Origin of the sequence: Bacillus pumilus, from assembly GCF_003431975.1 — a bacterium.
Lineage (GTDB): Bacteria > Bacillota > Bacilli > Bacillales > Bacillaceae > Bacillus > Bacillus pumilus_N.
The window spans coordinates 3,610,515-3,635,355 of the sequence record NZ_CP027116.1; the positions used below are offsets into that span (position 1 = coordinate 3,610,515).

The following is a 24,841-nucleotide window of genomic DNA, read 5'->3' on the forward strand; positions in this document are numbered from 1 at the left end:
AAGTGCTCCCCATCTGCGGGAAGCACTTTTTTAAATGCCTAAAAAGAGCATGACACTAAAAAGGACATTAATTAAAAAGACGAACATAAATATATACCTGACTTGTCTCACCTGAAAATCACCGAATATAAAGATATAAAGACCTGCGATACCAAGTGTCAGTACAGGCTGAAGAAACGGCACCAAAAGCGAAATGCCGTAGCCAGCTCCTATGATAGTAGGAAGCCATAGTAAATAGAGGTAACCACCGTTTTTGGATTTCACCCGAATCCTTCCTTTCTTTTATTAAGAAAACACTTTTTCATTCCGTTCAATCATCCGTGTCATGTTTTTCTCAAATTCCAGTTGTTCTTCTGCGTTCAATCCTGACGCTGTCAGCTGATTACTGAGCTTTTGAAGCTCCTCTAGTAAAAGACGCATGAGGAGCGCACAATCAATTGGTTCTCCAGTTAATTCTGATAAAGACGCCATCGTATCCGGCTGTATATCAGGAAACACGGCCTTCACGTCTTGTCGTTTGTCCTTTAAGGCGGCATCATAAAAACGGCGGATCAAGTCGGCACGTTCACGCCCGCTTCCATCTGCACACAAATAAATTTGCACAGCGACCCCACCGCGTAATCTACGCTGAGAAATGCCTGCAAATTTCTTTCCATTGATGCTTAAATCGTAGCTGCCCGGACAATAAGAGCCGACAATTTCATAGGCTTCAATGTCCACCTCATACATCGACAGCATCCGGCGGACCAATTCCACCATCGCATCATACCCGCGGTCAATATCAATGCCCTTCTTTTGTTCTGCAAAGATTAAAGACACATTCAAGACACCTTCATCCAGCACCACAGCAAGACCGCCTGAATTGCGAACAATGACACGATATCCCTCATCCTCAAGCAGTTTCACGCCATGTTGCAGAAATGGAAGTCTTGTATCTTGAATCCCAAGCACAATCGTATTGTGATGTACCCATGAACGCGCTGTCGCTGGTGAGAGCCCCTTCCCGACCGACGCACAAAGCGTATCATCCATCGCAAAGGATTGCTTCGGGTCCACATAAAGACCGAGGCTCGATTGATCTATGATTCGCCATTTCGGCTGTGTCAGTAACTCAATAGGTTCATTTTTCATGTCCTGCATATCCTCTCGTTCATAAACTGTGTTTATTATAACATGGGATGAATGGAGGGAGAATCCTGAGTGATATCATCAAAAAAGCTCCATGACATTTGACGTCACAGAGCGTTCAGTTGGATGATTCAGTTTTACTTTTCAATGATTCATGCATTTCAATGCTGTGATCATTCAACGATACATCCCCCACTCACCCACTCCAGCAAGTCTTCAGTGACCAACTCTGCATGCTGAGGGTCCATTACACCAGCATCTACAAGCCATACCTTTTTCTCATCATCAACCAGCCGCATGAGAAATACTTGTCCACCACCATCGTCGCCAATCGCCACATAGCCGCTTGCATACTGATGGACTTCCCACGTTGCATTGCGTTCCACTATGTCCTCAGTGCCGTATAGAAGTAGGTTGCCGCCGATGGAATATCCATTTGTTTGTTTTAGTAAGGTCTTATAGGCATGAGGCAATATCATGTTTAGTTGTGATTCTGCCTCTTGGATATTTATATCAGTTTCTGGATTATTGATGATTAGGCCTGGAATTTGGGGTGAATTGACCATTTGAGTCCTCCTAGATGAGTGCTATGTTTATAAATTTTTGCTTTATCTTTACTTAACAGGTCACTAACTCCACACTTATATTTCAATTTATAAATTTCCCCTTGTCCAATTCTCATATATTAATCGATGGTAAAGTAAACCTTGAAAGGCTTTTAACTTAGTCTACTAGTAAATCTAGATAATATTTATCGTTCTCTTGAATCTTAGTTAAAAATTCCTCTAAAGAATTAGCGATTTGTACATCGTAATAGTATATTGCGCTTCTATCCTTTTCATTCAATTCAATTGACATTAAAGCTGTCTCATTTGCTTCAAAAAATATTAATTTATTATTCTCAAATTCATCATAGATTTCAATGTCAGGATAGAATTCAAAATCATTAGCCCTTAATCGAAAGTCTCTTACAGAATAAGGATCCATAATACGATTAATGTTAAACTCAGACCCTTTAATAAAACCATAACCTACCTCTATATAAAAATTGATTAACTCTTTGGGAAACTTTAATTCAAGTTCCTTTTCGACATCTATTATTTCTTTTTCAGTTACTAAAAAAAAACTATTTTCTTCGTTTTTCTTAATAAATTCATATCCCATTATTTTTTAACTCCTTTAAATAATGTATTTGCTGGTGAACCTGCTCCATGTATACCAGCTTGATGCTCGTTAGGGAATTTTGCAGGATGCATATTCCACCATTCGTGCTCCCCTCCAAAAGTATTTTCAATTATATGATGAGCATCATATTTATCTCCTTTTTTTCTAATTACTTTACCGGTTTTTTCCGAAATAATATTTTCATTATACATTGGCCACTTTTGTCCAGTATTTACTTCCCACTCTTTGATTACTTTATTTTTCATACTATCAAATTTTGCCCGATGCTTAGCCGTTTCTATGGGTGACATTTTGTTATACTCTTTTTTTCTTAATGCTGCTTTCAAATTATCTATTTGGTTTTTAGGTAATTCTCTGCCTGTTCGTCCTTCTATATCCCTAACATACTTTTTTATTGTGTCAGAATCTATCTTACTTCCTGTACTAGTAGTAACCCTCTTCACCACATTCTTCCCTTGATCCAACCTAAAAACATATTTCCCAACCTTCACTATTTTTGTGATTGGGATAATAGAAGCTGCGGACAGAGCTTGGTCTGTGCTGCTGATGTTTTGGCTGGTTTCGGGGTCTTTGCCGGTGACGGCTCGATAACCGTCGTAGATTCCGCTGTATTCTAGGATGATGTTTTCGGTTGTTGAGACAACTTCACCGTCTAATATGCGTTTAGCGTTACCACGGCTTCGGCTTTCTGGGATTTTGTCTACTTTACGATATCTAGTTCACCTCAAATAGATCTAAGAAAGTTATTCAACAGAGTGCATTAAAACCGCTGTAGTGGGGTGGATTGGTTAGTAAAGAAAATATGCTTGTTATCCACAACAGGAACATTAAAAAAACCCTCAAAGAGAACCAAATTAATTCATTTTTGAGAGTTCATCAATTCTATTTTAATCCTACTTTCACTTCACCATCATGAAATATTTCAATAACATACCCAGAAGATGGTGAAAAAATCCATGTATCAAAACTGACTGCAGTAACATCATCTATAGCTTCAAAAACTTTATCTAAAGTAGATTGAATAATTGGTAACGTCCCTTCATCCCAAATTACATAAACAACATCATTATACTCATCCATTTTTTGATTTAAAAAGGATTGTATCTCATCAAACGTATTCACTTCAACATAAGAAGACAAATTATTCCATTCAATTTGCCCCCAATCAGAAAATGGAAATAAACTTTCAAAATAGCTTAATATTTTCTCCCTACTATTATCATATAAAACGTGTACATTCTCACCAAGTGCCTCAATGCATTCATCAAATAAACTCATATAAAATCTCCTTATCTATTCAAGTGTTTTAATAAAGATTTAAAAGTACCTTCGTTACCTTCAAATGGTATAGCGATTTTCTTTGCATTAGCTCCTTTACCATTACGAAAATCTTCAATATTTATATGTGGTCCCTTATTAGGATCATAATCTAATCTCCATCTTACTTTTCCGTCAGCAGACTGCCTACCAACAACTTTACCATACCCAGCACTCGACTTAAGCGTACCTGTATATGGTTGTGCATTGGGTCCTAGGTCTCCAACTAAGTCTACTGTCTTATTTCTGGCTTGTTCATAGGTTTTAACTTTATCTAATATTTGTTCTCCTCTTCCAATACCCTTTGCACTCTTCTCAACCCTCTTAGCTACCTTCTCCCCTTTAATAATCTTAAAAACATATTTCCCCACTTTAACAATGTTAGCGCTTGGAACCATGTACACCCCTGATACCAAACGATCCATATCCGCGACTTTATCACCTGTTACTGGATCTCTTCCTGTAATCGCTCGAATTGCGTCGTTTATTCCTGTAAATTCGACCGCTGTATTTAAGATATTTTGGGGTTGATCGCCTGTTTTCACTTCAGAAATCGGTTTAACGCTCTCAATCGTTACTTTGTTCTTTTCAGATATTCGTAACCGATACAGCATTCCGTCTCGCAAGACCTCAACCGTTTTGGCATTTTCGAAGTTGATCTTTTTGTACTCATTGATATCATATACTTTTCCATTTAAGGTGACGGTCGTTTGATTGATTGTGCTAGACGGCTTTTCCCGAACAACCGTCTCCACATTCGCCTGTTCTTTCTCTCTCAGTTTCTTCAGCATGAGCATCATCGGATTGTCTTTTGGGTTGTCTATTTTGTCATTTAATCCACTGATAGTACTGCTTATTTTTTCTTCTTTGTCATTTTTGAAAATAGATCCTTTTTGATAGGTGGTGATGTTGATTTTTGGGCTAGTGAACATGGTGCTCAAAGTGCCTATGTATTGCTTCATTGTTTGAAGGGAGCTTTTTGTTTCATGTAAAGCACTTGTTTGCTCCCTGTCAAATGAATGAAGCAGACCAATGGTTCTTGAGGTCTCGAGCCATGCTTTTTGATAGTTTTGCTGAAAAGCTGATTCGTCTACATTTGGCAAATGAACAATATGACCAATTCTACCGATAGCATGGTTCACATCCGTTACAATCTCAGATATCGTTCGTTCAGCTTTTTTTAATCCTTGATCAAGTTCGTGTTCAATAAATGCTTGTGATATAAAGCCGTGCTGATTTGATTCAAGTGCATGAAGCGCCTGCTTTGTGTTTTTCAGCGCAGTGCTGTATTCCTCCATGACGACCTGAAAGAATTGCAGGAAGGGAATATGACATTCTGTATAAAAGGCGCGAATGGCTTGTCCCGCCTCTCCCTTTAGTGCGCCATCAAGTGAGATGATCTGATGGATTTGTTTTTCTATGGAGCTGATCTGTTGTGATTGCTGCTTTAATGTATTCAGCGTTTGGTCAATTCCGTTTATTAGCGCAAAGGCGTCAAGGGTTTTCATTGCGTTCTCCTTTATTTTCTTTTACTGCTGGAGGCAAGCGCCTTGTCCGTTTCGATCATGGTGTTCGCCGCTCATATTAGATGTTTACTTAACGATACATTCAGGTGAAAATTTCACAAAAACAGAGTTTGTACCATCATCCATCATTCTTTTCAATTCCTTACCTAATGAATAATTAGAATTTGGTTCTGTTTGCAATATACAAACAATATTTCCACCCTCCCCTTGAGTTAGGCAGGTTAATTGTAAATATTCATTGTTATCATAAATAAAAGAAACGATGTAATCATAGAAATTACCTTCTATGTTATCCTTATTTATTTCCTCTTTAAAAACTCTGATTATAGTTCCAGCCCAAATTAAAGTTTCATCTTCAATCTTCTGAACAGATACCCAATTATTCTTAATGATCCTATTACTCCTTTCAATTTGATTTTTAAATGATGACCACTAGCTGCATCCGCAGGTTTTAGTTTGATTAGAATCAAGTGCTACATGATGCTTTCTTTTTTTATTTGTTTTTGAAAACGACCATGCTGTGTATTTATCTACTTACTGCTTTAATGTATTCAGCGTTTGGTCAATTCCGTTTATTAGCGCAAAGGCGTCAAGGGTTTTCATTGCGATCTCCTTTATTTTCTTTTACTGCTGGAGGCAAGCGCCTTGTCCGTTTCAATCATGGTGTTCACCGCTTGTTCTGTTTGTACAAGCTGTTTTTGCAGAATGCCTATGTAGGATGTGCTTAATTCGTTCAACTGTTGATTGATCTTTTCTAATGTGTCTGCTGTCTGAAGCTGGTTTCTCCCTTTCATGGTTGTTGGAAGTGTTGCATTCATTTGAGCGCCTGATTGTTTTGCATGTTGTAACACTCGTTTAATTTCACTGGCATCTATTTTGATTTCTCTACTCATGTGACTTCCCTCTTTTTTCTTCCAATTGCTTCTGCTTTTCTTTCTCTATTTTTCTTTCAACAGAATGGACCTCATGTTCTAACGAATGAATGTCTGATTTTAGGTCACTGATTTTCTCATCAATTCGATTCACTAGATGGGTTAGCTGTACACCTTTAATCTCTTGACTGGCGGATGCCATCTCGTCTCGAATGTCATCAAACGTATCTGCAAGATGGCCAAACCATGTATGTGATGTCAGATCTGGATAAGTCATTTTCTTGTTAGCATCTGCCAGAGCCGATTTTGCTTCTTTTATTTCTTTTCGACACATCTTGAGTTCTATGATTTGTTCTTTTTTTATGGATATGTCAGCCTTTAACGAATACAAGGCCGTTGTATAACCGATGATGGCTCCAGACATCGTCAAACACCTCTTTGCCTCAAATAGTCCCCCGTTATGTTACCATTTCCTAGCACAAGAGGCATATGATTGAAAACGAATTCAACAAAAAATGAATCGTATGTATTGGGTTTTTATACCTATTTTATCCGCGCAAAAAAAGCTGGATTCATTAACTGAATCCAGCTTCTCATGCTTATTTGACCGAATCACCAGCCGAAGCTGATGTATGTTCACTAAAGGAAGTATCTTTCTTGTCAGGAATATAATGAAGAGAGAAGCCGACAAGACTAAAACAAGCACTTAACACCAGTGTTGGATTTTTGAATAGGTTCGTACTCGCCATCATCAAATCTCCCTTTTGCAAGAGAATCCCTAATATTTGACCGAAAACCAATAGGGTTCCTGATGTTAAGAACAGGACAAGCAGCACTTTAAATAAAAATTCCATCAATGCTCTCATGTGTGACTCCTTTCTATACTGGAAGTATTTCCATTCCGATGAGCCAGCCAATTCCTACAATCGGCAGCATATAGTAGAGAATAAGCGGTATAAATGTTTTCTCCGGCCGGGCGCCTGCAAGACCAGAAGCGATGAAGATTGACCCTGATGCAGGCGGGGAAGCGCCTTCTGTTGATGAAAAGGCGAGAATGGCGACAACAGCGACAACCGGATCCACTCCAACTGAAATTAACGCTGAAAATGATACAAGACCAACAGCTGTTAATGTGGCTGTTGAAGATAATGGTCCAGCCACCAGCGTGACAAGAACACCAACAATGAGCACCATGAGCCACTTAGGAATGGTCAGTACTGATGTGATTTGCGTCAAATCTTCTGCGAGTCCTAATTCAGCAAGCACCTGACTAGCCGCAACAGCAAATAGCATCAAAGCACCAATTGTTGTGAATTTAGGAATGGCTGATTTAAAAAACTGAGACCAATCTAAAGCAGATGCTTTTTTTCTTCCAATTGTTAAACTAATCAGCATCATGAGAATTGGAATCCACGTAATTAGAGAAATTTGATCCATTGCTTCTGGCCCGATATTCGGATTACTTTTCAAATAATCTGCAAGAGGACCAATCGTCATGATGATCGGGATCAAGGCACCGAAAAAGATAAAAATCGATTTCCACCCTTGTTTCACAGCTTCTCTAAAGGGGACGATATCATCTGGCGGCATGGCTTGAATTTTATTTTTTCTCACCAAAATATACACAAGAATAAATCGGTATAAGACTTGATACAGTCCGCCTATTAAAAGAGCAATATATAAATCTCCTTCTGATACAAGGGCTGCAACTGGTGCAAAACCGAGCATGATAAACATGGAAGAGTTCGGAGGAAGTGCCGCTCCAAGTCCCCCATTTCCTGCTAGCATAGTGGCTGTATGAGTTCGGCTCCAGCCTGATTTAATCATCCAAGAAGCCGTGATAGAGCCAGTGGCAGCTGTATTTGCAGAATTTGAACCTGAAAGGGCACCTAAGACTGCTGAACCTAACGTACTCATATAAGCTGCTCCACCTGGAAGTCTGCCGACAACCGAATTCAGGATGCGCAAAAGCGCATGAATTAATTCCAGCTTTTCGATTAAATAGGCCATGAATACAAAAGCGACGGCTGCATAAAGCACTTCATATGTGGATGCAAAAATTAAACCATCCCAGAACAGTCTAAGCGCATCCATTCCGCCAAACAAAGTAGTTGCAATAAATCCTAACAGCATGGCCTCTCCCATATTTCGTTTGACGATGACATTCCATATAATAATGACAGCTATGAATACAATCAACGCAATAAAACCCATGTCGTTTTTTCGCCTCCTCTTGGTTAAATAAAACGCTTACATTTTTATCCTTGCTGCATCACGTCAATGACTTCTTCCCAGCTGGCTGGTTTTTCCCCATCAAATCGTTCAGCAAAGTGAAAGTCTGCTAGCCTCTCTAGCTTTTGTTGTGCTGCCCGAGACATACCCGCATCAATATGAGCTGCATCAAGCATTTCAATAGAGCCAAGTAGTTCGACCGCTCGTCTTTTTGCATGTAATGCACTCCCTGTCACAAGACGATTCATCGTCTCTTCAAAGCTTTTACTGTCCATCGTTTCGCTGAGAGAAGCGATGGCCTGATCTTCCACTTTATATTTTTTGGAAATTTCCAAAAATTCAATAAGTAAACCGACGATTCCTTTCATATAAATGCTTCTTATTAGTTTTAAGGCTGAAGCATCTCCTGGCTGATCACTGATTTTTGTAATATTCATACCGTATTCTTTCGTTAATTCAATGAATCGATCTGTTCCACTTCCGCTTGCCGTGATTGGAACCTTATGTTTGTTCACTGGAAGAGATCCAAGCATGGCAGCATCTACAAACAGCGCTTTTTCTTTTTCAATTTCGTTTGCTGCTTGTTTTTTGATGTCTGGTGTGGATGCTGATACATCTACATACACTTGCTTCTCTTTCAAACTTCCTAATACAGATTGAGCCACTTCTAACGTCTTATTGGCTGGTACAGCTGCAATGACAATATCAGCTTTTTCAATGACTTCACTGATACTATTTGTCAATTCGACTCCTGTACGAGCTGCTTTTTCTTTCAGCGCTCCCGCAAGATTCTCATTCTGTAATAGTACATCATACGCATAAAAATGGTCTAATCCTTCTGTTTTCAATCCTGTTGACAACTCATACGCCGCTTCTCCATAACCGATAAAACCTATCTTCATCACAGATTCCCCTATCCCTGATATTTTTTCATTCTGCCTTCAAGCCATGCGGGTGCTAAAAGACTGATATCCTTTTTTCCTTCACTCATATAATGCTGAATGGTTTTTAATCTTTGATGTTCATAGGCTAGTTTCTCTTCTGCTCGTGACAGCATCTCTTCTGCTTTCTCCTTTGGAACAATCACGACTCCATCATCATCCCCAATGACCAAGTCTCCAGGTGATACGTTGACACCTCCGCATGAGATGGTTTCGTTCAATTCACCAGGACCGTCCTTAAAAGGTCCATTCGGCGTAAACCCCTTACTATAGATTGGAAAAGCTAATTCCTCTAACGCCACTTTATCGCGGACAAGACCGTCAATCACGATCCCTTCTATACCAACAGCTTTTGCTGAACTGGCCATTAATTCTCCTAAATAGGCATGACCCCTATGATCTTTCCCATCCACGATGAGTACATCTCCTTCTTGAGCAGAATAAATGGCTTGATGAAGAAACAGATTATCCCCTGGCCGCAAGCTAACGGTAAAAGCTGTACCTACTACATTCATGCCTGTCGCAACTGGCTTGATCTGATAATCCATTGCACCAGTACATCCCATCACATCCGACAACAAGGTCGAGTTGAGCTTTTTTGCCCGATCTATTAGATCATTTGACACAGATTGAACAGTACTCATTGCTTCCATCATCCCCTTTGAGTTATATACATTACGTTTTATTTATCAAAAGTAACAAACATTACTTTCGTGTTATGATCATACCACCATGTTTTTATTTAGTAAAGCGCTTTCAAAAAAATAAACAAAAAAATGAGTGACCACACGACTATTGTGTTGTGTGATAACTCATTTTCGTTAACATATGATTGATTTGATCTAAACGAGGTTTTGTCCTTTCAGGGTCATTCATCGCTAATGCACTCAAGATGAAATCGACGATAAAGATAGCAGATACAACGGAGTTATGAGAGCCTACACTCGCTGAGGAACATGGTAATACATATTGTGCATATTTGGTTAGTGGCGAGCTGTAGCTGTCTGTAATTAAAAGCACTTCCACCCCATAAGACTTCGCTGCTTCCAGCAAATCCTTCATACGCTTTGCATAACGCGGATAGCTGACTGCTATAATGAAATCACTAGAGTTGAAATGAACCAGATCATCCACCCAGTCACTTTGGTCTGCATCAATATATTGGCAATTCCCTAATAGCCGGTTGATGCCTAATGACATGTACTCACCAACAGGTCTTCCACTTCGGACACTTGTACACAAAACGTGACGGGCGCTGGCTATTTTCCCAACAATTTGCTGAAAGGTTTCTTCCGTGATATTGTCCAATGCGTACTGGATATTTTGAAATTGCAGCTCTACATGATTATGTAAGAGCTTACTCTTATTTGAGTGCTTTAAATTCGCTTCAAGTCTCGTTTGAGGGGCAGCTTTATGCTTCATCGTCGATTGAAGCTCTTTTTGAAACTCAGAGAAACCGGAATACCCCATAGCAGCAGAGAACCTCATGATGGTAGCTGTACTTGTCCCTACTTTTGATGCCAATTTATCTACAGTCAAAAACGCGACCTCCATTGGATTTTGTACGATATAATCTGCTATTCTCCTCTGTGCATCGGTTAAAAACGCGACCTTATGCTGAAGCTTATGTATTAAATCTTCCATATAGCACCTGCCTATCCTCGGCTTTATCTACGATCAGATTGTTTTCTTTTCACCCTATATTGTACACATTTGTGTTCAATAAAAAAACAGCCAGCACGAATCTATCGTACTGACTGCTTTAGTCGAGATGCTATTTTATAGTGCTTGAGCTGCTGTGATAAGCGCAAGGTTGTAAACGTCTTCGGCATTACAGCCTCTTGAAAGGTCGTTTACTGGTTGGTTTAGACCTTGCAAGATTGGACCTACAGCTTCAAAGTTACCTAAGCGCTGTGCAATTTTGTAGCCGATGTTTCCAGCTTCTAGGCTAGGGAAAACAAATACGCTTGCATCGCCTTTGATGACGGAGTCTGGCGCTTTTTTCGCTGCTACTGAAGGAACGAAAGCTGCATCGAATTGAAATTCTCCATCAAGTACAAGCTCAGGTGCTTTTTCTTTTGCAATGCGAACTGCGTCAGATACTTTTTCAGTTTCGTCTGATTTTGCTGAGCCTTTTGTAGAGAAGCTAAGCATTGCCACACGTGGTTCGATATCAAACATTTTGGCTGTGTTTGCACTTTCAATTGCAATTTCAGCTAGATCTTGGCTGTCTGGTGCAATGTTGATCGCACAATCAGCAAACACATATTGCTCTTCGCCGCGAGCCATGATGAAGACACCAGATGTTTTCTTTACGCCTTCTTTTGTTTTAATGATTTGAAGTGCTGGGCGCACTGTGTCAGCAGTTGAATGTGCTGCACCGCTCACAAGTCCGTCTGCAAGACCTTTATACACAAGCATCGTACCGAAGTAGTTTTCATCAAGTAATGCTTTTCTTGCTTGCTCTTCTGTTGCTTTGCCTTTACGTCTTTCTACGAAAGCTTGTACAAGCTCTTCAAAACCTTCATATGTATGAGGATCATACACGTCAACACCTTCAAGTGTAAGACCTAATTCTTTTGCTTTTGCTTCAACTTCTTGTGTTTTACCTACTACAATTGGCTGCAATACTTTGCCATCTGCTAGTTTTTGAACGGCTGTTAGAATGCGTTCGTCCATTCCCTCAGGAAAAACGATCTTTACTCCTTTACCTGCAACCTTTTCCTGAACTGTTGAAAAAATATCTGCCACTTAAATACCCTCCTTGATTTTACAAAAAAAGCGTTCTCTTTTAAGCATACTCTTCTTCTACATAAATTCAAACTACCAACTTACATTATAGCGCTTACAAATTAAATTCTTATTTTTCAAATTAATTTAATCAATTTCTAGAAAATCTGCTTTCTTCTTTCAAGTTTTGATCACATCTCCATTTGGACAAACTATGTTATAGTTGGAACAGATGGAAAACTGTAAATAGGAGTGAAAGAAATGAGCGAACAACACACAACAAATGAAGCAGCTCAAACACTAGATGGCTGGTATGCGCTGCATGATTTTAGAACGATCGACTGGACAGCTTGGAAGCTGCTGACAAGTGATGAGCGTCAAGCAATTATTCATGAGTTCACAGGTCTATTAGAAAAATGGAAAATAGCTGAGCACAATCAGGCTGGAAGCCAAACAATCTATAGTATTGTCGGCCAAAAAGCAGATATTATGCTGATGATTTTACGTCCAACCATGGAAGAACTGGGTGAAATTGAACTTGAATTCAACAAAACACGACTAGCAGAGTTTACGATTCCAGCTTATTCGTACGTTTCAGTTGTGGAACTCAGCAACTACTTAGCTGGAGGCGGAGATGGCGGAGACCCTTACGAGAATCCGCATGTACGTGCACGTCTATACCCAGAGCTCCCTACTTCTCAATACGTGTGCTTCTATCCAATGGATAAAAGACGTTCCGGCAATGACAACTGGTACATGCTCTCCATGGATGAGCGTAAATCCCTCATGAGAAGCCACGGCTTAATTGGCCGCAGCTATGCAGGGAAAGTCAAGCAGATCATTACAGGCTCCGTCGGTTTTGATGATTATGAGTGGGGCGTCACTCTTTTCTCTGACGATGTTCTTCAGTTTAAAAAATTGGTTTATGAAATGCGCTTTGATGAAGTCAGTGCCCGTTACGGCGAATTCGGTTCCTTCTTTGTTGGAAACCGCCTAGCAAACGAGCAGCTGGCGTCTTATTTCCATGTATGATAAACTCTTGAGGCTTCGGATTACTCCGAAGCTTTTTTATGTATTTGTTTAGAAAGGTGATTACATCATGAAAAACTTCCCCATCGCTATTTTTGCTTTAACGCTTGGTGCGTTTTCGATTGGTATGACTGAATTTGTCATTATGGGACTTTTGCCAAACGTCGCAAATGATCTTCATGTTTCCATCTCTGCTTCAGGGCAGTTGATTACTGGATATGCACTTGGTGTCGCAGTCGGCGGACCTATTTTGACATTATCAACTGGGAAAATGTCGAGAAAACGTCTTCTCATTCTATTAATGATCTTGTTCGTAGCAGGAAATGTTGTCGCCGCTATATCTACCTCTTATGGTTTGTTAATGGCTGCACGTATTTTAACATCATTTGCTCACGGTACCTTCTTCGGTGTCGGAGCGATCATGGCTGCACGGCTTGTGCCTAAGGAGAAAAGTGCAAGTGCGATCAGCTTTATGTTTACGGGACTGACAGTCGCCAATGTACTGGGCGTGCCGTTTGGTACCTTCATCGGAAATCAATTCGGGTGGCGTATGTCGTTTCTCGTCATTGCCGTCATTGGTCTCATTTCCTTAATCGGTATCATCAGCTTAGTACCCAATCAATCGAAGGAAGAAGTACTGGATATTCGAAATGAAGTGTCTGTTTTGAAAAAACCACAGGTACTCGTTTCCTTTGCAATGACGATCTTTGGTTTTGCAGGTGTGTTTACAGCCTTTACGTATATCAGCCCAATTCTACTGCAAGTGACCGGCTTTCAGGAAAATGGGGTCACGCTCATTCTTGTTCTCTTTGGAATTGGGGTGACCATCGGGAATTTAGTTGGCGGAAAACTTGCTGACTGGAAACTGATGCCGAGTATTATAGTCGCATTGATCTTGCTGATGGCTGTCCTATTATTGTTTACGGTCACTTCCGAATTCAAAGTGCCTGCTGTACTGACCATTTTTGTGTGGGGAATCATTTCATTTATTCTTGTTCCTACCTTGCAATACCGCACGATGAACATGGCGCATGAAGCACCGACACTCGCATCAACGCTTAGCCATTCTGCCTTTAATATCGGGAATGCCGGCGGTGCAGCGCTTGGCGGTCTAGCCATCGAACTTACACATTTACAGCTTGTTCCGTTATTTGCTGCAGCTGTAACCTTCATTGGGCTCATCATTACGATCATGAGCTATCAGTCAGATAGACAAACAAAAAGGACCTGAGTGAGGTCCTTTTTTATTTCATCACGGTCATTTCTGGCTCTTCTATTTGTTTCACTCGTTCCTGAACTGGGTGAGAAAAGGAGTGCTCGGACAAGACAATATGAGAGACGGTTTTTGTAAATCCAGACACTGCCTGAATAAAGGCTTCAATTTCTTCAAGGGAAGCCACTGACAGCTTAATGAAAAAACAAGACTGCCCTGCCACTCGATAAGCAAAAAAAGCGCGTGGATGCTGATTCATAAAAGCCACAAAACGCTGATACTCTCCGTTTAGCACTGTGACCTCCAGCAAGCAGTCAATCATAAGCCCTAATTTTTTATAGTTGACCTGAACTGAATACCCTTCGATAATCCCTGCATCCTCTAATTTACGCACTCTTTCTGCTACCGCAGGTGCGGATAAGTTGACTCGTTTGGACAATTCCCTCATGGATAAGCGAGCATCTTCTTTCAATTCATTTAAAATATGCACATCAACATCGGTGATTTTCATTCGTACCTCTCCTATCCAAAAATCGTTCCATTTGAAAAGTATTTTATGATAATACTTATGATGCGAAATGTAAAATAAAACTAAATAATGGTAGAATTTATTTTAACGTAATTGAATGAAAAAGCAAGTATGGAGGGATCACCTGATGAAAGAATCTTTAGACAGCCAGACTTCTAAAACGTTTCCCATCACACTTGCCATCGCGCTTACGCTTGGCGTCTTTGCTGCGGGATCGGAAGAACTGGTGATTTCACCACTGCTGCCTGATTTATCAAACTCCTTTCAACACTCTCTGGATATTCTCGCCCTTTCCATCAGCATTTATGGGTTAGCTGTACTGGTTGGAGCCCCGCTGCTTGTTCCTTTAGGGGATCGGTATTCAAGGGAAATGTGTTTGATCATTGGGCTGTCTTTCTTTTTGATTGGCACCGTGATGTGTGCGGCCGCCCCGAATTTAACGGTGTTTTTTGCCGGCCGTGCCATTTCTGGGCTTGCAACCGGTGTATTTGTGCCAACAGCTTATGCTCTTGTAGGCGACCGGGTTCCTTACGAGTATCGCGGCAAGGTGATGGGACTCATTGTATCAAGCTGGTCTTTGTCTCTTGTCCTTGGTGTACCAATTGGTGCCTTTATCGGCCAAAGTTTGAACTGGCGCTGGACCTTTTGGATCTTCGCCATCATGAGTCTCGTTGTCCTGCTGCTGGTCATCCTTGAATCTCGAAAACAAACCGCCACAGCGAATACAGAAGCACCTCAAACAAGGCAGAAAACTGGTTCTTTATGGGGAGCTTTGAAAATCGATCGTGTCCCAGCCTATTTGACCGTGACATTTTGTAATATGCTTGGTTTTTATGGCATGTACTCGTTTTTAGGCGCTTATCTGCAAAGCCTGTTTTCTGGAGGACAATCAACCGCCGGACTTTTGATCATGGCTTATGGCGTCGGCTTTTCCATGAGTGTATTTACGGGGAAATTCGCAGATTGGTTTGGTAAAACTCGTTCTCTTTTCTTTGTGCTTGGCGGCATTACGCTCGTTCTCGCCTTACTTCCTTATGCACCTTTCTCATGGACATTGCTGATTTTTGCCCTGTTTATTTGGGGTGCGATGCAAAGTTTATCTGTCACGCTTTTGAGCACTGTCCTGAGCGACTGCTCACAAACTCACCGAGGCAAAGTGATGGCTTTTTACAGCCTTGCGTCCAATCTAGCCGTTATGCTTGGTTCTGCTCTTATGGGACCTGTCTATGTTCATTTCGGCTATCATACAGTAGGGCTTGTATGTGCACTCATTACGCTTGTTGGTTTTCTCATTAGCTTTGTGAGCTATAAACGTGAACGAACCTTACAGCAGAAACATAAAAACACATTTGAAACGTAAGTTCATTTCACTGCACATCTCGTTATGTGCAGTTTTTTAGATCAATTTTTAATATCATCATAAAATACATTTTTTATAAATTTTGTTGACAATTGCCAATTTTATTTTTTATAATCTAGTAAAAATTTGAAAAAAGATTGGATGGTAAACATGATCTTAAAGAATGATGTTTTTCATTTTAAAGAAGAGCCCATCGCTTCACCTAAGATGTTTACAGTCAATACACTAGGCCCTAAGGGGACAAGCAGTGAATATGCAGCAAAACATTTCATCTCTCATTCCACCACTACACTTGGCACTCATACGAAACTATCCCTTTACGACACATTCGAAACTTGCATTGAACATACTCTCTCTAACGCACTCCAATACACTCTCGTTCCACACGCATACGAAGGAATCAAGCATTTCTACATGAGGCCTGACCTGCAGCTTTTACAAATTTTCAGATGTGACACACCCATGTATGGTTTGGCTGTCAGACCAGATTTCCCATTTCAAGAACAAATGCTCCACCATTTAAAAATTGTCTCTCATCCCGCACCTGTCAATTTGATTCAATATTTCATTCATCAAAATGCTGAATTTGAGCTGGTCAATTCTACAAGTACTGCCGCACAAAAAGTAAGAGACGGCGAATTTGATTTCGCTTTAACCAATGAGGTGGCTAGAGCTACATATGGCCTCACCTTCATTCGAACGTTTAAAAGCATCCCTATGAGCTGGTCCATATTCGGAAAAGGAGAGATCTAATATGAAAACTGAACAAAAGACGCAAGAACGATATTTTCCACAAGCTAAAAAAATAGAATGGGAGAATGGTGTCACACAATATTCCACGGTCAGAAGCGATACGGAAGTGTTAATTTCATACGTTCCTCCTCATACGATCATAGAACCTCATGAGCATCCAGAAGCACAAATCGGCATCGTATTAAAAGGCGAGCTTCAAATGACGGTCGGTCCTTCGACCCAATTGCTCACTCCTTTAGAATCAGCGTATATCGCACCACCTTTTGTCCCTCATGGCGCATCGAACCAGACAGATGAAGAAGTGATTGCGATTGATATTAAAAGATTAAAAGATGGCGAGAAATATACGGCGCCTCCTACTTATTTCTTAGACATTTTTAAAACACGGGATTTACTCCCTGGCATGGAAGTGACCTTTTTTGTTGAGGATTGGATGGAGCTCATGATTGCCAACATTCCTGGAGATGGCGGGGAAATGCCTTTTCATAAACACCGCAATGAACAAATCGGCATTTGCATCAGTGGAGGTTACGATATGACCATTGAAGGCTTTACAGAGAAAATGGAATTCGGCACTACTTATTTCTGTGAGCCAAAGGAAGATCACGGTGCGATCAATTCAAAACCGGAAGCATCAAAATCTATTAATCTCTTCTTCCCTCCCCGCTATAATCGGTTGAAGCCAAAAGCGTCTAAGGTGAAGAAATGAACCTTGCCGGAAAAGTCGTTTTGATTACAGGAGGTGCATCAGGAATTGGGCTTGCCGCAGTCAAGCTCTTTCTTGAGCACGGCGCAAAAGTCGCAGTGGCTGATATCAATGAACAAAGCGGCAAACAACTCGTCGAATCATTGCCGCATGAGCATCTCGCATTTTTTAAAACAGATATTACGAATGAGCCTGACTGTCAAAAAACCGTTCAATCTGTGCTGAGCCAGTTTGGGACAATCGATGTGTTGATTAACAATGCAGGCATTGAAATTGTCTCACCCATTCACGAGATGACGCTGGAGGATTGGAACCATATTTTACAGGTCAACCTGACGGGTGTGTTTCTCATGAGTAAGCATACATTGCCGCATATGCTTGAAAAGAAAAGCGGAAGTATTATTAATACTGGATCTGTCGGAGGTCTTGTCGGCTGGCCAGACATCCCCGCCTATAACGCCACAAAGGGCGGTGTCATCCAGCTGACCAAATCCATGGCGGTCGATTATGCCGCCCATCAAATCAGGGTGAATTGTATTGCCCCAGGCATTATTGATACGCCATTAAATGAAAAATCCTTTATGGACAATCATTCAGAAAGCCTTGAGGTTGTCAAAAAGGAAAAAGCAAAGGTGAACCCATTACTTCGTCTCGGAAAACCCGAAGAAATTGCGGGCGTCATGCTGTTTCTCGCCTCTGATCTATCCAGCTATATGACTGGAAGTGTTGTCACAGCAGATGGCGGTTACACCGCTAGATAAAAAGGAGTGCTTTCGTTGAGTAAAAAAACTGTACTTGTCATTGCTGACCTAGGAGGATGCCCGCCCCATATGTTTTATGAAAGCGTGGCTTCATCGTATCATATCGTTTCTTATATCCCGAGACCCTTTGCCATTACAAAGGGACATGCCGAGCTAATCGAAAAATACTCTATTGCAGTCATTAAAGATCGAGATTATTTTGACACACACCCGACCTTTGAACATCCTGAATCGATTTACTGGGCACATGATGATTATCTGAAATCAGAGGAAGAAGTGGTGAATGACCTAGTCCGTGTGGCTTCCTTTTTCAAAGTGGATGCGATCACCACCAATAATGAATTATTCATTGCTCCAATGGCAAAAGCCGCAGAGCGTCTTGGGCTGCGCGGCGCTGGGGTAAAGGCAGCTGAATTAGCGCGTGATAAAAGTCAAATGAGGGCTGCATTCAATGCAGCTGGTGTCAAAGCGGTAAAAACTCAGCCTGTCACGACTTTAGCTGATTTCCAGCAAGCGATTGAGCATATTGGGACTCCGCTTATTTTAAAGCCTACATATTTAGCAAGCTCCATTGGCGTGACCCTTTTTCATGACCGGACCGGCAGTGATGAACTCTTTTTAAACGTACAATCCTATTTGCAAACCATCCCCGTTCCAAACGCTGTAACGTATGAAGCACCGTTTGTCGCTGAAACGTACTTAGAGGGTGCTTACGAGGATTGGTATCAAGATGAAGGATACGCTGATTATGTCAGTGTGGAAGGACTGGTTGTCGAGGGTGAATACCTTCCTTTTGTCATTCATGATAAGACACCTCAAATCGGGTTTACAGAAACCGCTCATATCACTCCGTCGATCCTAGACAATGAAGCCCAGCAAATCATTATTGAGGCAGCAAAGAAGGCCAATGAGGGATTAGGACTTGAAAACTGTGCCACTCATACTGAGATCAAGCTCATGAAGAATCGAGAAACCGGACTGATCGAATCAGCAGCTAGATTTGCTGGCTGGAATATGATTCCGAATATCAAAAAAGTCTTTGGCGTGGATATGGCCAAGCTGCTGATTGATGTATTAGTCGATGGAAAACAGGCTGATCTGCCAAAAGAGCTACTTTCTGGACATACGCATTATGTAGCAGACTGTCATTTATACCCTCAGCACTTCAAAGAGAGCGGACACATACCGCCAGAGGTCACACATATCACCATTGATCATGTTCATATTCCGCAGGACGCTTTAGTTGGAGATACTGTGATCATCAGTGAATCCATCCCATCTAAAGGAACCTTTGTGGATCTATCTTTATTTGAAGCCTTTAATGGCATCGTCTCTTTTGAATTAAAAGGATCATCCTCTCAGGATGTTGCCGCATCCATCCGCAACATTCAGAAGCAGGCAGTCATTCAGTTAATGGATGAATTAGTGAAGGGATAGAAAGAGAGGGTAACGTGGTGAAGATACCATCTAATATGATCGAACGGCTGCCAGAACAGAAATTTGGAACCGTATTTGAGAAAATTGCACATAAAACCAGAAATGGAGCGAACATCATGAACCTCGGTCAGGGAAATCCTGATCTTCCGACTCCTGCACATATCGTGAACGCCCTTCAAGAGGCTGCAGGCACTTTGCAATTTCAGCAATATGCACCCTTTAGAGGCTTTGATTTTTTCAAGGAAGCCATTGCAGATTTCTACAAAAAGGAATTCGGCATTGAGGTTGACCCGAAGAAGGAAATTGCGCTTTTCAATGGGGGAAAAACAGGTCTTTATGTGATGAGTCAGTGCCTGCTTGATCCAGGGGACATTGCCCTCGTCCCCGATCCTGGATACCCAGAATATCATTCAGGTATCTTGATGGCAGATGCAAAGCCATACTGCATCCGACTTGAAGAGGAAAATGGCTACTTGCCGAATTTCTCGTCAATTGATCCAGACGTATTAAAAAAGGCAAAGGTTCTTTTCTTAAATTATCCGAATAACCCAACAGGCGCCGTCGCAAACGAAGCATTTTTTGAGGAGGCTTCAGAATTTGCTTCCGCTCACGATCTGCATGTGATTCATGATTTTGCTTATGGTTCCTTTCATTATGAACAAAAACCAGTAAGCTTTCTAAAGGCTCCTCTTGGAAAAAACGTAGGTGTAGAATTATATTCACTGTCTAAAACATTTAATATGGCAGGATGGAGAGTTGCATTTGCTGTAGGGAACGAAGACATCATCGATGCCATAAACGCCTTCCAGGATCATGTATTTGTCAGTATGTATGGAGGTTTTCAACATGCCGCCACCACTGCCTTACAAAGTGATGACTGTCATATTCAATCATTGAAAGAAGTCTATCTTGAACGAATACGTTTCTTCATCCGTCAAGCGGAGAAACAGCTTGGCTGGACCATTGAACGCCCAGCCGGTGCCTTTTATTTGTGGGCGCCGATCCCTGATGATTTCGAGGATTCTCATGCATTTGCCGACTATTTACTCGAGCATGCAGATGTCGTCGTGACGCCTGGGGGTGTGTTTGGAGCACACGGAAGACGTCATGTCCGCATCTCAATGGTGGCTCCAATTGAACAGCTTGCCCTTTTTATCGACCGGCTCCACATACTTCCGATTCGCTTTCATCAAAAAACCCGCATATAGCGGGTTTTTCATGTTATATACTTTTCATCGATCCACCATCGATGGATATTTGTTGTCCGGTGACATAGGAGGCTTCCTCTGATGCGATGAAAGCAGCCAATGAAGCCATTTCACTCGCTGAGCCTACTCTTTGCATCGGAATGCCTGATGCAACAGCCTGTACTGCCTCTTCCCGTGACAATGCCTGTTTACGCATCATGTTTTCGATAAATTGTTCATATCGATCTGTAGCAATGAATCCTGGATTTAAGCAATTTACTGTGACCCCAAAAGGTGCAAGCTGTGTGGCTGCATTTTTACTAGCATTGATAATCGCTGCATTCATCATACTGTTCGTAAACATTTGGTCACCAGGTTCCTTCCAAAGGTTCCCGACAATTTGAATGATCCGTCCATATTCATGTCGTTTCATCATCGCGGCTGCACGTTTCGTCGTATCAATGTACGCAACGGCTTTCTGAGAAAATGCTGCCAGCATCTGCTCACTTTCACATGAATCAAAAGTATCTGGCTTTCCTCCTGGAATGTTATTGATCAACACATCCAGTCTGCCAAACTCTTTTTCTATTGCTGCGAAGGCTTCAGCTCTCACTTCTTCATTCGACATATCGCCACAAAAAAGAGACACCGACTCCTTTGTGTCTGCCATACGCTCAATGTGCTGCTGGGCATCTTCTAGTGAAGATTGATTTCTAGAATTGATGATGACTTTTACATGGTCCTGAGCGGCAAGCTTTATAGCAATTGCCTTTCCAATCCCGGTACTTGCTCCTGTGACAAATGCAATTCTTTTAGACAAACTCATCCACATCCCTTTTCTGCTTAACTTAGTATACATAAAATGACACTTATAGAATGTATTTCAACAAAAAAAGACCTTTCTCCTGCGAAAGGCCTCTGTTCTCTATTTAAATGTCGTTTCCCAATTAAATCCGATCGCCTCGTCATTCCAAGCGATTCTCTTTTCATCTGGGTTTTTCGGGTCATAGGATTCTGTCGTAAAATACACGATTTGCAGCGGCGTCTCGCCTAGTACCCGGTAGCCATGTGCGACACCCTTTGGGATGAGGAGCAGCATAGGATTATCTTCGCCCATATAATACACATCGGTTTGACCCTTTGTAGGGGAATCTTCACGCAAATCGTATAAAACGACCTGGGCATGACCTACGGGGAAAAACCAAACGTCATCTTGTTTTTCATGATAATGAAAGGCTTTGATCACTCCTGGAAAGCTTTTCGACCACGATGCCTGACCAAAGCGTTTCAACATCGGCTCATCATCTCGAATGAGTTCTGCAAAAAAGCCGCGATCATCACAATGTTTCATAAGTTTTTTCGTTTGTACACCTTCAATCATGCTGATGCCATCTCCCTTCTTTCTGCAAATATTCGTGAAGTGCATCCTTCCAATGTCTCGGCTGCCAGCCTGTAGCTTCAATTCCTTGAAGGTCTAACACAGAATAGGCTGGACGAGGCGTTTGGAAGCCGTACTCTTCCGTGGAAATTGGCTCAATGGCTGTAGACAGGTCGCTTTTCGCCACAATTTCTGACGCAAAGTCAAACCAGGAACAGCTGTCCCGATTACTGACATGGTAAATTCCTGCCTTTTGATCAAACAAATGAATGATGGCATCTGCGACATCTTTTGTATAAGTAGGTGAACCTACTTGATCGTTCACGATGCGCAAATGATCCTTTGTTTCTGCGAGCCGAAGGATGGTATTCACAAAATTATGTCCCTCATGTCCGTATAGCCAAGATGTACGGATGATTTTCACTTCATCTGATACAAGATGAATCAATTCCTCACCAAGCTTTTTACTCTTTCCATAAATGGTTTGAGGATCTGCTTGTGCATCGACTTGGTAAGGAGTGTCTGCCTGCCCGTCAAACACATAATCTGTACTGACATGTAACACATCAGCCCCTACACTCTTTGCTTCAAGCGCTGTATAGTACGCGCCAATGCCATTAACAAGATACGCTTTTTCCGTTTCTGTTTCACACTGATCAACAGAGGTATATGCTGCTGCACTGACAACAATATTAGGCCGAAAGTGTCTCATCGCGTGTCTGACTGCTTGCTGGTCTGCGATATTGAGCATGCTCCTCGTTAAGGCAATGACGGTTATGTCTTTTTCCTTAAGCTGTCTGCTCAATTCCTTCCCTAATTGGCCGCCTGCACCGGTGATTAAAACTTTCATCCGTCACCCTTCTTCGCTCTGATCATATTTGGCACGATACCAATTGATCGTTTTTTCAATACCTGCTTCAAATGACGTCTCCTGCGTCCAGTCCAGCTCCCCTTTTAGCTTGCTGGCATCAATGGCATATCGTCTGTCATGCCCTTTTCTGTCTTCAACAAACGAAATACGGTCATGACTGATCCCAAGCTGCGCCAGGATGGTTTTGGTCAAATCGAGATTCGTCTTCTCGTTGCCGCCGCCAATATTGTACACCTGCCCAGCTGTTCCATTGTCTAGAACCTGCTTCACAGCTCTCGCATGATCCTCTACATACAGCCAATCGCGAATCTGCTGGCCGTCCCCATAAATCGGGATCTTTTCTCCATTGATTGCTTTTCTAATAATCGTTGGTATTAATTTTTCCTCGTGCTGATACGGTCCGTAGTTATTGCTGCATCGTGTGATCATTGCGGGTAATTGATGAGTGTGGATATAAGATTTCACAAGCAGGTCTGAACTCGCCTTGCTTGCTGAATAAGGATTATTCGGTGAAAGTGGTGTTTGTTCTGTGAAAGCAGGATCATCCAGCTCCAAATCTCCATATACTTCGTCTGTTGAAATATGAATGAGTTTTTTTGCCTTTCCCTTTAAGACTGCCTCCAGCATACGATAGGTACCGAGGACATTGGTTTGAATAAAAGGCTCTGCCGATTCAATACTGCGATCAACATGCGATTCTGCCGCAAAATGAATGATGGCATCATAGACTTCATCAAATGCCTGATCCAGCTCATGCTGAAGGGTGATATCCCCTTGAATAAAACGAAAATGAGACAGTTTTAATAATTCCTCCATCTCCTCTGGATGACTGGCATATGTTAATTTGTCAAAAACAGTGAGCCGGACATCTTTTTCCTGGAGCAGTAGCTTCACAAAATTTAGCCCAATAAATCCGGCTCCGCCTGTAATGAAATAAGACTTCGTCATTCGTATCCCTCTTTTTTCTTCATCGTTTCAAACATTTTCGTAGATGCTTGGTGGAGAGATTCATGTGTTCCTGCATCTATCCACCACCCTTTTAACATATCATAGGTTAGCTGACTATTTGAGATATAGAGATTGTTTACATCTGTAATCTCTAATTCGCCCCGATCTGACGGCGAGATTCTTTCAATGTATTGAAAGACTTCTTGATCATAAAAATAGATACCCGTGACACAGAAGGATGAACGCGGGTGTTCTGGTTTTTCCTCAATTGATACAATTCGGTGGTGGGCGGCATCAATCTCTGCAATGCCAAACCGCTTTGGATCTGCCACTTCTTTCAACAGAACCTTCGCTCCGTCTTCCTGCTGCTGAAAGGCTTCAACAAAAGGAGTGAGCGAATCCTCAAACACATTATCACCAAGCATCAACACAAACTTCTCCCCTTCTACAAAGGGCTTTGCATAGGATAAACCGTCTGAAATCCCAGAAGCTTCAGGCTGGACCTGATACACAATGTTCATCCCAAGTTCCTGATCACCTTCAAGCAGCTTTTGAAACAGCGGGATTTGTTCTTCTTGTGATATGAGCATTACATCCAAAATTCCCGCTTCTTTCAGTTTGAACAATGACCAATAAATCATTGGATATGAGCCAACCGGCAGTAAATGTTTATTGAAAATCTTCGTTAAAGGTGCCAGTCGTGACCCCTTTCCTCCTGCTAAAATAACTCCCTTCACA

The 24,841-nt window shown here is 41.5% G+C and carries 28 protein-coding genes and 1 pseudogene; 8 read left to right on the plus strand and 21 right to left on the minus strand.

All coding sequences use genetic code 11. The features are described from left to right. Positions 1-30: 30 nt before the first annotated feature. The 15 genes and pseudogenes from C5695_RS18730 to pta form a co-directional block, all read right to left on the minus strand. Complete coding sequence (locus C5695_RS18730) at positions 31-264, minus strand: DUF5970 family protein (RefSeq protein ID WP_117732401.1); 234 nt, start codon at positions 262-264, stop codon at positions 31-33. 21 nt (positions 265-285) lie between these two features. Further along, complete coding sequence (locus C5695_RS18735) at positions 286-1,131, minus strand: octanoyl-[GcvH]:protein N-octanoyltransferase (protein WP_117732403.1); 846 nt, start codon at positions 1,129-1,131, stop codon at positions 286-288. A 170-nt stretch (positions 1,132-1,301) separates the two neighbouring features. After that, the gene (locus C5695_RS18740; RefSeq protein WP_117732405.1) at positions 1,302-1,694 is read right to left on the minus strand and encodes an SMI1/KNR4 family protein; all 393 of its coding nucleotides are present in this window, start codon (positions 1,692-1,694) and stop codon (positions 1,302-1,304) included. A gap of 157 nt (positions 1,695-1,851) precedes the next feature. Then, positions 1,852-2,292, minus strand: coding sequence for an SMI1/KNR4 family protein (locus C5695_RS18745; RefSeq protein WP_117732407.1), 441 nt, complete (start codon positions 2,290-2,292; stop codon positions 1,852-1,854). Next, positions 2,292-3,029, minus strand: a pseudogene (locus tag C5695_RS18750) (pre-toxin TG domain-containing protein); the annotation flags it as partial. The pseudogene C5695_RS18750 and the gene C5695_RS18745, both read right to left, overlap by 1 nt. 166 nt (positions 3,030-3,195) lie before the next feature. Then, complete coding sequence (locus tag C5695_RS18755) at positions 3,196-3,591, minus strand: CDI toxin immunity protein (RefSeq protein ID WP_117732409.1); 396 nt, start codon at positions 3,589-3,591, stop codon at positions 3,196-3,198. Between the two features lie 11 nt (positions 3,592-3,602). Further along, positions 3,603-5,138, minus strand: a complete 1,536-nt coding sequence (locus C5695_RS18760) for a T7SS effector LXG polymorphic toxin (protein WP_117732411.1) — start codon at positions 5,136-5,138, stop codon at positions 3,603-3,605. A gap of 632 nt (positions 5,139-5,770) precedes the next feature. Further along, a complete protein-coding gene (locus tag C5695_RS18770) occupies positions 5,771-6,049 on the minus strand; it encodes a YwqI/YxiC family protein (RefSeq protein ID WP_117732415.1) in 279 nt (92 codons plus the stop codon). Continuing rightward, positions 6,042-6,452, minus strand: a complete 411-nt coding sequence (locus C5695_RS18775; RefSeq protein ID WP_117732417.1) for a YwqH-like family protein — start codon at positions 6,450-6,452, stop codon at positions 6,042-6,044. Before C5695_RS18775 ends, C5695_RS18770 begins: the two co-directional genes overlap by 8 nt. Positions 6,453-6,627: 175 nt before the next feature. Further along, the gene (locus C5695_RS18780) at positions 6,628-6,894 is read right to left on the minus strand and encodes a hypothetical protein (protein ID WP_117732420.1); all 267 of its coding nucleotides are present in this window, start codon (positions 6,892-6,894) and stop codon (positions 6,628-6,630) included. A gap of 13 nt (positions 6,895-6,907) precedes the next feature. Then, the gene (locus tag C5695_RS18785) at positions 6,908-8,242 is read right to left on the minus strand and encodes a TRAP transporter large permease subunit (RefSeq protein ID WP_117732422.1); all 1,335 of its coding nucleotides are present in this window, start codon (positions 8,240-8,242) and stop codon (positions 6,908-6,910) included. A 44-nt stretch (positions 8,243-8,286) separates the two neighbouring features. Continuing rightward, entirely contained in the window at positions 8,287-9,162 is an 876-nt protein-coding gene (locus tag C5695_RS18790; RefSeq protein ID WP_117732424.1) for an NAD(P)-dependent oxidoreductase, read from the minus strand. 11 nt (positions 9,163-9,173) lie between these two features. Then, positions 9,174-9,845, minus strand: coding sequence for an RraA family protein (locus tag C5695_RS18795; RefSeq protein ID WP_117732426.1), 672 nt, complete (start codon positions 9,843-9,845; stop codon positions 9,174-9,176). Between the two features lie 148 nt (positions 9,846-9,993). Next, positions 9,994-10,845 (minus strand): MurR/RpiR family transcriptional regulator, encoded by an 852-nt coding sequence (locus C5695_RS18800; RefSeq protein WP_117732428.1) that lies wholly within the window; start codon positions 10,843-10,845, stop codon positions 9,994-9,996. A 135-nt stretch (positions 10,846-10,980) separates the two neighbouring features. Continuing rightward, positions 10,981-11,952 carry a phosphate acetyltransferase gene (gene pta, locus C5695_RS18805; protein WP_117732430.1) on the minus strand — a complete coding sequence of 324 codons (972 nt, stop codon included), beginning with the start codon at positions 11,950-11,952 and terminating at the stop codon, positions 10,981-10,983. Between the two features lie 240 nt (positions 11,953-12,192). On the opposite strand from pta, the gene hemQ reads away from it, so the two are divergent. Then, positions 12,193-12,963, plus strand: a complete 771-nt coding sequence (gene hemQ / locus C5695_RS18810) for a hydrogen peroxide-dependent heme synthase (RefSeq protein WP_117732432.1) — start codon at positions 12,193-12,195, stop codon at positions 12,961-12,963. Between the two features lie 67 nt (positions 12,964-13,030). Next, entirely contained in the window at positions 13,031-14,191 is a 1,161-nt protein-coding gene (locus C5695_RS18815) for an MFS transporter (protein WP_117732434.1), read from the plus strand. 13 nt (positions 14,192-14,204) lie between these two features. Here C5695_RS18815 and C5695_RS18820 read toward each other — a convergent pair whose 3' ends face one another. After that, positions 14,205-14,684, minus strand: coding sequence for an Lrp/AsnC family transcriptional regulator (locus C5695_RS18820; protein ID WP_041816025.1), 480 nt, complete (start codon positions 14,682-14,684; stop codon positions 14,205-14,207). Positions 14,685-14,829: 145 nt separating this feature from the next. Here C5695_RS18820 and C5695_RS18825 point away from each other — a divergent pair, with 145 nt between their 5' ends. From C5695_RS18825 to C5695_RS18850, 6 genes are all read left to right on the plus strand, one after another. Then, positions 14,830-16,062: an MFS transporter gene (locus C5695_RS18825; RefSeq protein ID WP_117732436.1), complete on the plus strand. Its 1,233-nt coding sequence runs from the start codon at positions 14,830-14,832 to the stop codon at positions 16,060-16,062. Between the two features lie 150 nt (positions 16,063-16,212). Then, positions 16,213-16,815, plus strand: coding sequence for a type 2 periplasmic-binding domain-containing protein (locus tag C5695_RS18830; protein WP_117732438.1), 603 nt, complete (start codon positions 16,213-16,215; stop codon positions 16,813-16,815). Between the two features lies 1 nt (position 16,816). Further along, complete coding sequence (locus tag C5695_RS18835; RefSeq protein ID WP_117732440.1) at positions 16,817-17,524, plus strand: 3-((4R)-4-hydroxycyclohexa-1,5-dien-1-yl)-2-oxopropanoate isomerase; 708 nt, start codon at positions 16,817-16,819, stop codon at positions 17,522-17,524. Further along, positions 17,521-18,282: a glucose 1-dehydrogenase gene (locus tag C5695_RS18840; protein ID WP_117732442.1), complete on the plus strand. Its 762-nt coding sequence runs from the start codon at positions 17,521-17,523 to the stop codon at positions 18,280-18,282. Before C5695_RS18835 ends, C5695_RS18840 begins: the two co-directional genes overlap by 4 nt. A 15-nt stretch (positions 18,283-18,297) precedes the next feature. Further along, positions 18,298-19,719: an alanine--anticapsin ligase gene (locus C5695_RS18845; RefSeq protein ID WP_117732444.1), complete on the plus strand. Its 1,422-nt coding sequence runs from the start codon at positions 18,298-18,300 to the stop codon at positions 19,717-19,719. 35 nt (positions 19,720-19,754) lie between these two features. After that, complete coding sequence (locus C5695_RS18850; protein WP_117733205.1) at positions 19,755-20,927, plus strand: pyridoxal phosphate-dependent aminotransferase; 1,173 nt, start codon at positions 19,755-19,757, stop codon at positions 20,925-20,927. A gap of 13 nt (positions 20,928-20,940) precedes the next feature. Here the strand turns inward: C5695_RS18850 and C5695_RS18855 are convergent, their stop codons facing one another. From C5695_RS18855 to C5695_RS18875, 5 genes are all read right to left on the minus strand, one after another. Further along, positions 20,941-21,738, minus strand: a complete 798-nt coding sequence (locus C5695_RS18855; protein ID WP_117733207.1) for an SDR family oxidoreductase — start codon at positions 21,736-21,738, stop codon at positions 20,941-20,943. Between the two features lie 93 nt (positions 21,739-21,831). Continuing rightward, a complete protein-coding gene (locus C5695_RS18860) occupies positions 21,832-22,287 on the minus strand; it encodes a dTDP-4-dehydrorhamnose 3,5-epimerase family protein (RefSeq protein ID WP_117732446.1) in 456 nt (151 codons plus the stop codon). Next, the gene (rfbD, locus tag C5695_RS18865; RefSeq protein WP_117732448.1) at positions 22,280-23,134 is read right to left on the minus strand and encodes a dTDP-4-dehydrorhamnose reductase; all 855 of its coding nucleotides are present in this window, start codon (positions 23,132-23,134) and stop codon (positions 22,280-22,282) included. The genes C5695_RS18860 and rfbD overlap by 8 nt, the downstream gene beginning before the upstream one ends. 3 nt (positions 23,135-23,137) lie before the next feature. Continuing rightward, a complete protein-coding gene (rfbB, locus tag C5695_RS18870) occupies positions 23,138-24,103 on the minus strand; it encodes a dTDP-glucose 4,6-dehydratase (protein ID WP_117732450.1) in 966 nt (321 codons plus the stop codon). After that, complete coding sequence (locus tag C5695_RS18875) at positions 24,100-24,840, minus strand: sugar phosphate nucleotidyltransferase (RefSeq protein WP_117732452.1); 741 nt, start codon at positions 24,838-24,840, stop codon at positions 24,100-24,102. Before C5695_RS18875 ends, rfbB begins: the two co-directional genes overlap by 4 nt. Position 24,841: the final 1 nt, after the last annotated feature.

Coding starts and splice junctions, on each gene's coding strand:
- C5695_RS18735 (WP_117732403.1), bottom strand. CDS start 1,131: ATGAAAAATGAACCTATTGAGTTACTGACACAGCCGAAATGGCGAATC.
- C5695_RS18740 (WP_117732405.1), bottom strand. CDS start 1,694: ATGGTCAATTCACCCCAAATTCCAGGCCTAATCATCAATAATCCAGAA.
- C5695_RS18745 (WP_117732407.1), bottom strand. CDS start 2,292: ATGGGATATGAATTTATTAAGAAAAACGAAGAAAATAGTTTTTTTTTA.
- C5695_RS18755 (WP_117732409.1), bottom strand. CDS start 3,591: ATGAGTTTATTTGATGAATGCATTGAGGCACTTGGTGAGAATGTACAC.
- C5695_RS18760 (WP_117732411.1), bottom strand. CDS start 5,138: ATGAAAACCCTTGACGCCTTTGCGCTAATAAACGGAATTGACCAAACG.
- C5695_RS18770 (WP_117732415.1), bottom strand. CDS start 6,049: ATGAGTAGAGAAATCAAAATAGATGCCAGTGAAATTAAACGAGTGTTA.
- C5695_RS18775 (WP_117732417.1), bottom strand. CDS start 6,452: ATGTCTGGAGCCATCATCGGTTATACAACGGCCTTGTATTCGTTAAAG.
- C5695_RS18780 (WP_117732420.1), bottom strand. CDS start 6,894: ATGAGAGCATTGATGGAATTTTTATTTAAAGTGCTGCTTGTCCTGTTC.
- C5695_RS18785 (WP_117732422.1), bottom strand. CDS start 8,242: ATGGGTTTTATTGCGTTGATTGTATTCATAGCTGTCATTATTATATGG.
- C5695_RS18790 (WP_117732424.1), bottom strand. CDS start 9,162: ATGAAGATAGGTTTTATCGGTTATGGAGAAGCGGCGTATGAGTTGTCA.
- C5695_RS18795 (WP_117732426.1), bottom strand. CDS start 9,845: ATGAGTACTGTTCAATCTGTGTCAAATGATCTAATAGATCGGGCAAAA.
- C5695_RS18800 (WP_117732428.1), bottom strand. CDS start 10,845: ATGGAAGATTTAATACATAAGCTTCAGCATAAGGTCGCGTTTTTAACC.
- hemQ (WP_117732432.1), top strand. CDS start 12,193: ATGAGCGAACAACACACAACAAATGAAGCAGCTCAAACACTAGATGGC.
- C5695_RS18815 (WP_117732434.1), top strand. CDS start 13,031: ATGAAAAACTTCCCCATCGCTATTTTTGCTTTAACGCTTGGTGCGTTT.
- C5695_RS18820 (WP_041816025.1), bottom strand. CDS start 14,684: ATGAAAATCACCGATGTTGATGTGCATATTTTAAATGAATTGAAAGAA.
- C5695_RS18825 (WP_117732436.1), top strand. CDS start 14,830: ATGAAAGAATCTTTAGACAGCCAGACTTCTAAAACGTTTCCCATCACA.
- C5695_RS18830 (WP_117732438.1), top strand. CDS start 16,213: ATGATCTTAAAGAATGATGTTTTTCATTTTAAAGAAGAGCCCATCGCT.
- C5695_RS18835 (WP_117732440.1), top strand. CDS start 16,817: ATGAAAACTGAACAAAAGACGCAAGAACGATATTTTCCACAAGCTAAA.
- C5695_RS18840 (WP_117732442.1), top strand. CDS start 17,521: ATGAACCTTGCCGGAAAAGTCGTTTTGATTACAGGAGGTGCATCAGGA.
- C5695_RS18850 (WP_117733205.1), top strand. CDS start 19,755: ATGATCGAACGGCTGCCAGAACAGAAATTTGGAACCGTATTTGAGAAA.
- C5695_RS18855 (WP_117733207.1), bottom strand. CDS start 21,738: ATGTGGATGAGTTTGTCTAAAAGAATTGCATTTGTCACAGGAGCAAGT.
- C5695_RS18860 (WP_117732446.1), bottom strand. CDS start 22,287: ATGATTGAAGGTGTACAAACGAAAAAACTTATGAAACATTGTGATGAT.
- rfbD (WP_117732448.1), bottom strand. CDS start 23,134: ATGAAAGTTTTAATCACCGGTGCAGGCGGCCAATTAGGGAAGGAATTG.
- rfbB (WP_117732450.1), bottom strand. CDS start 24,103: ATGACGAAGTCTTATTTCATTACAGGCGGAGCCGGATTTATTGGGCTA.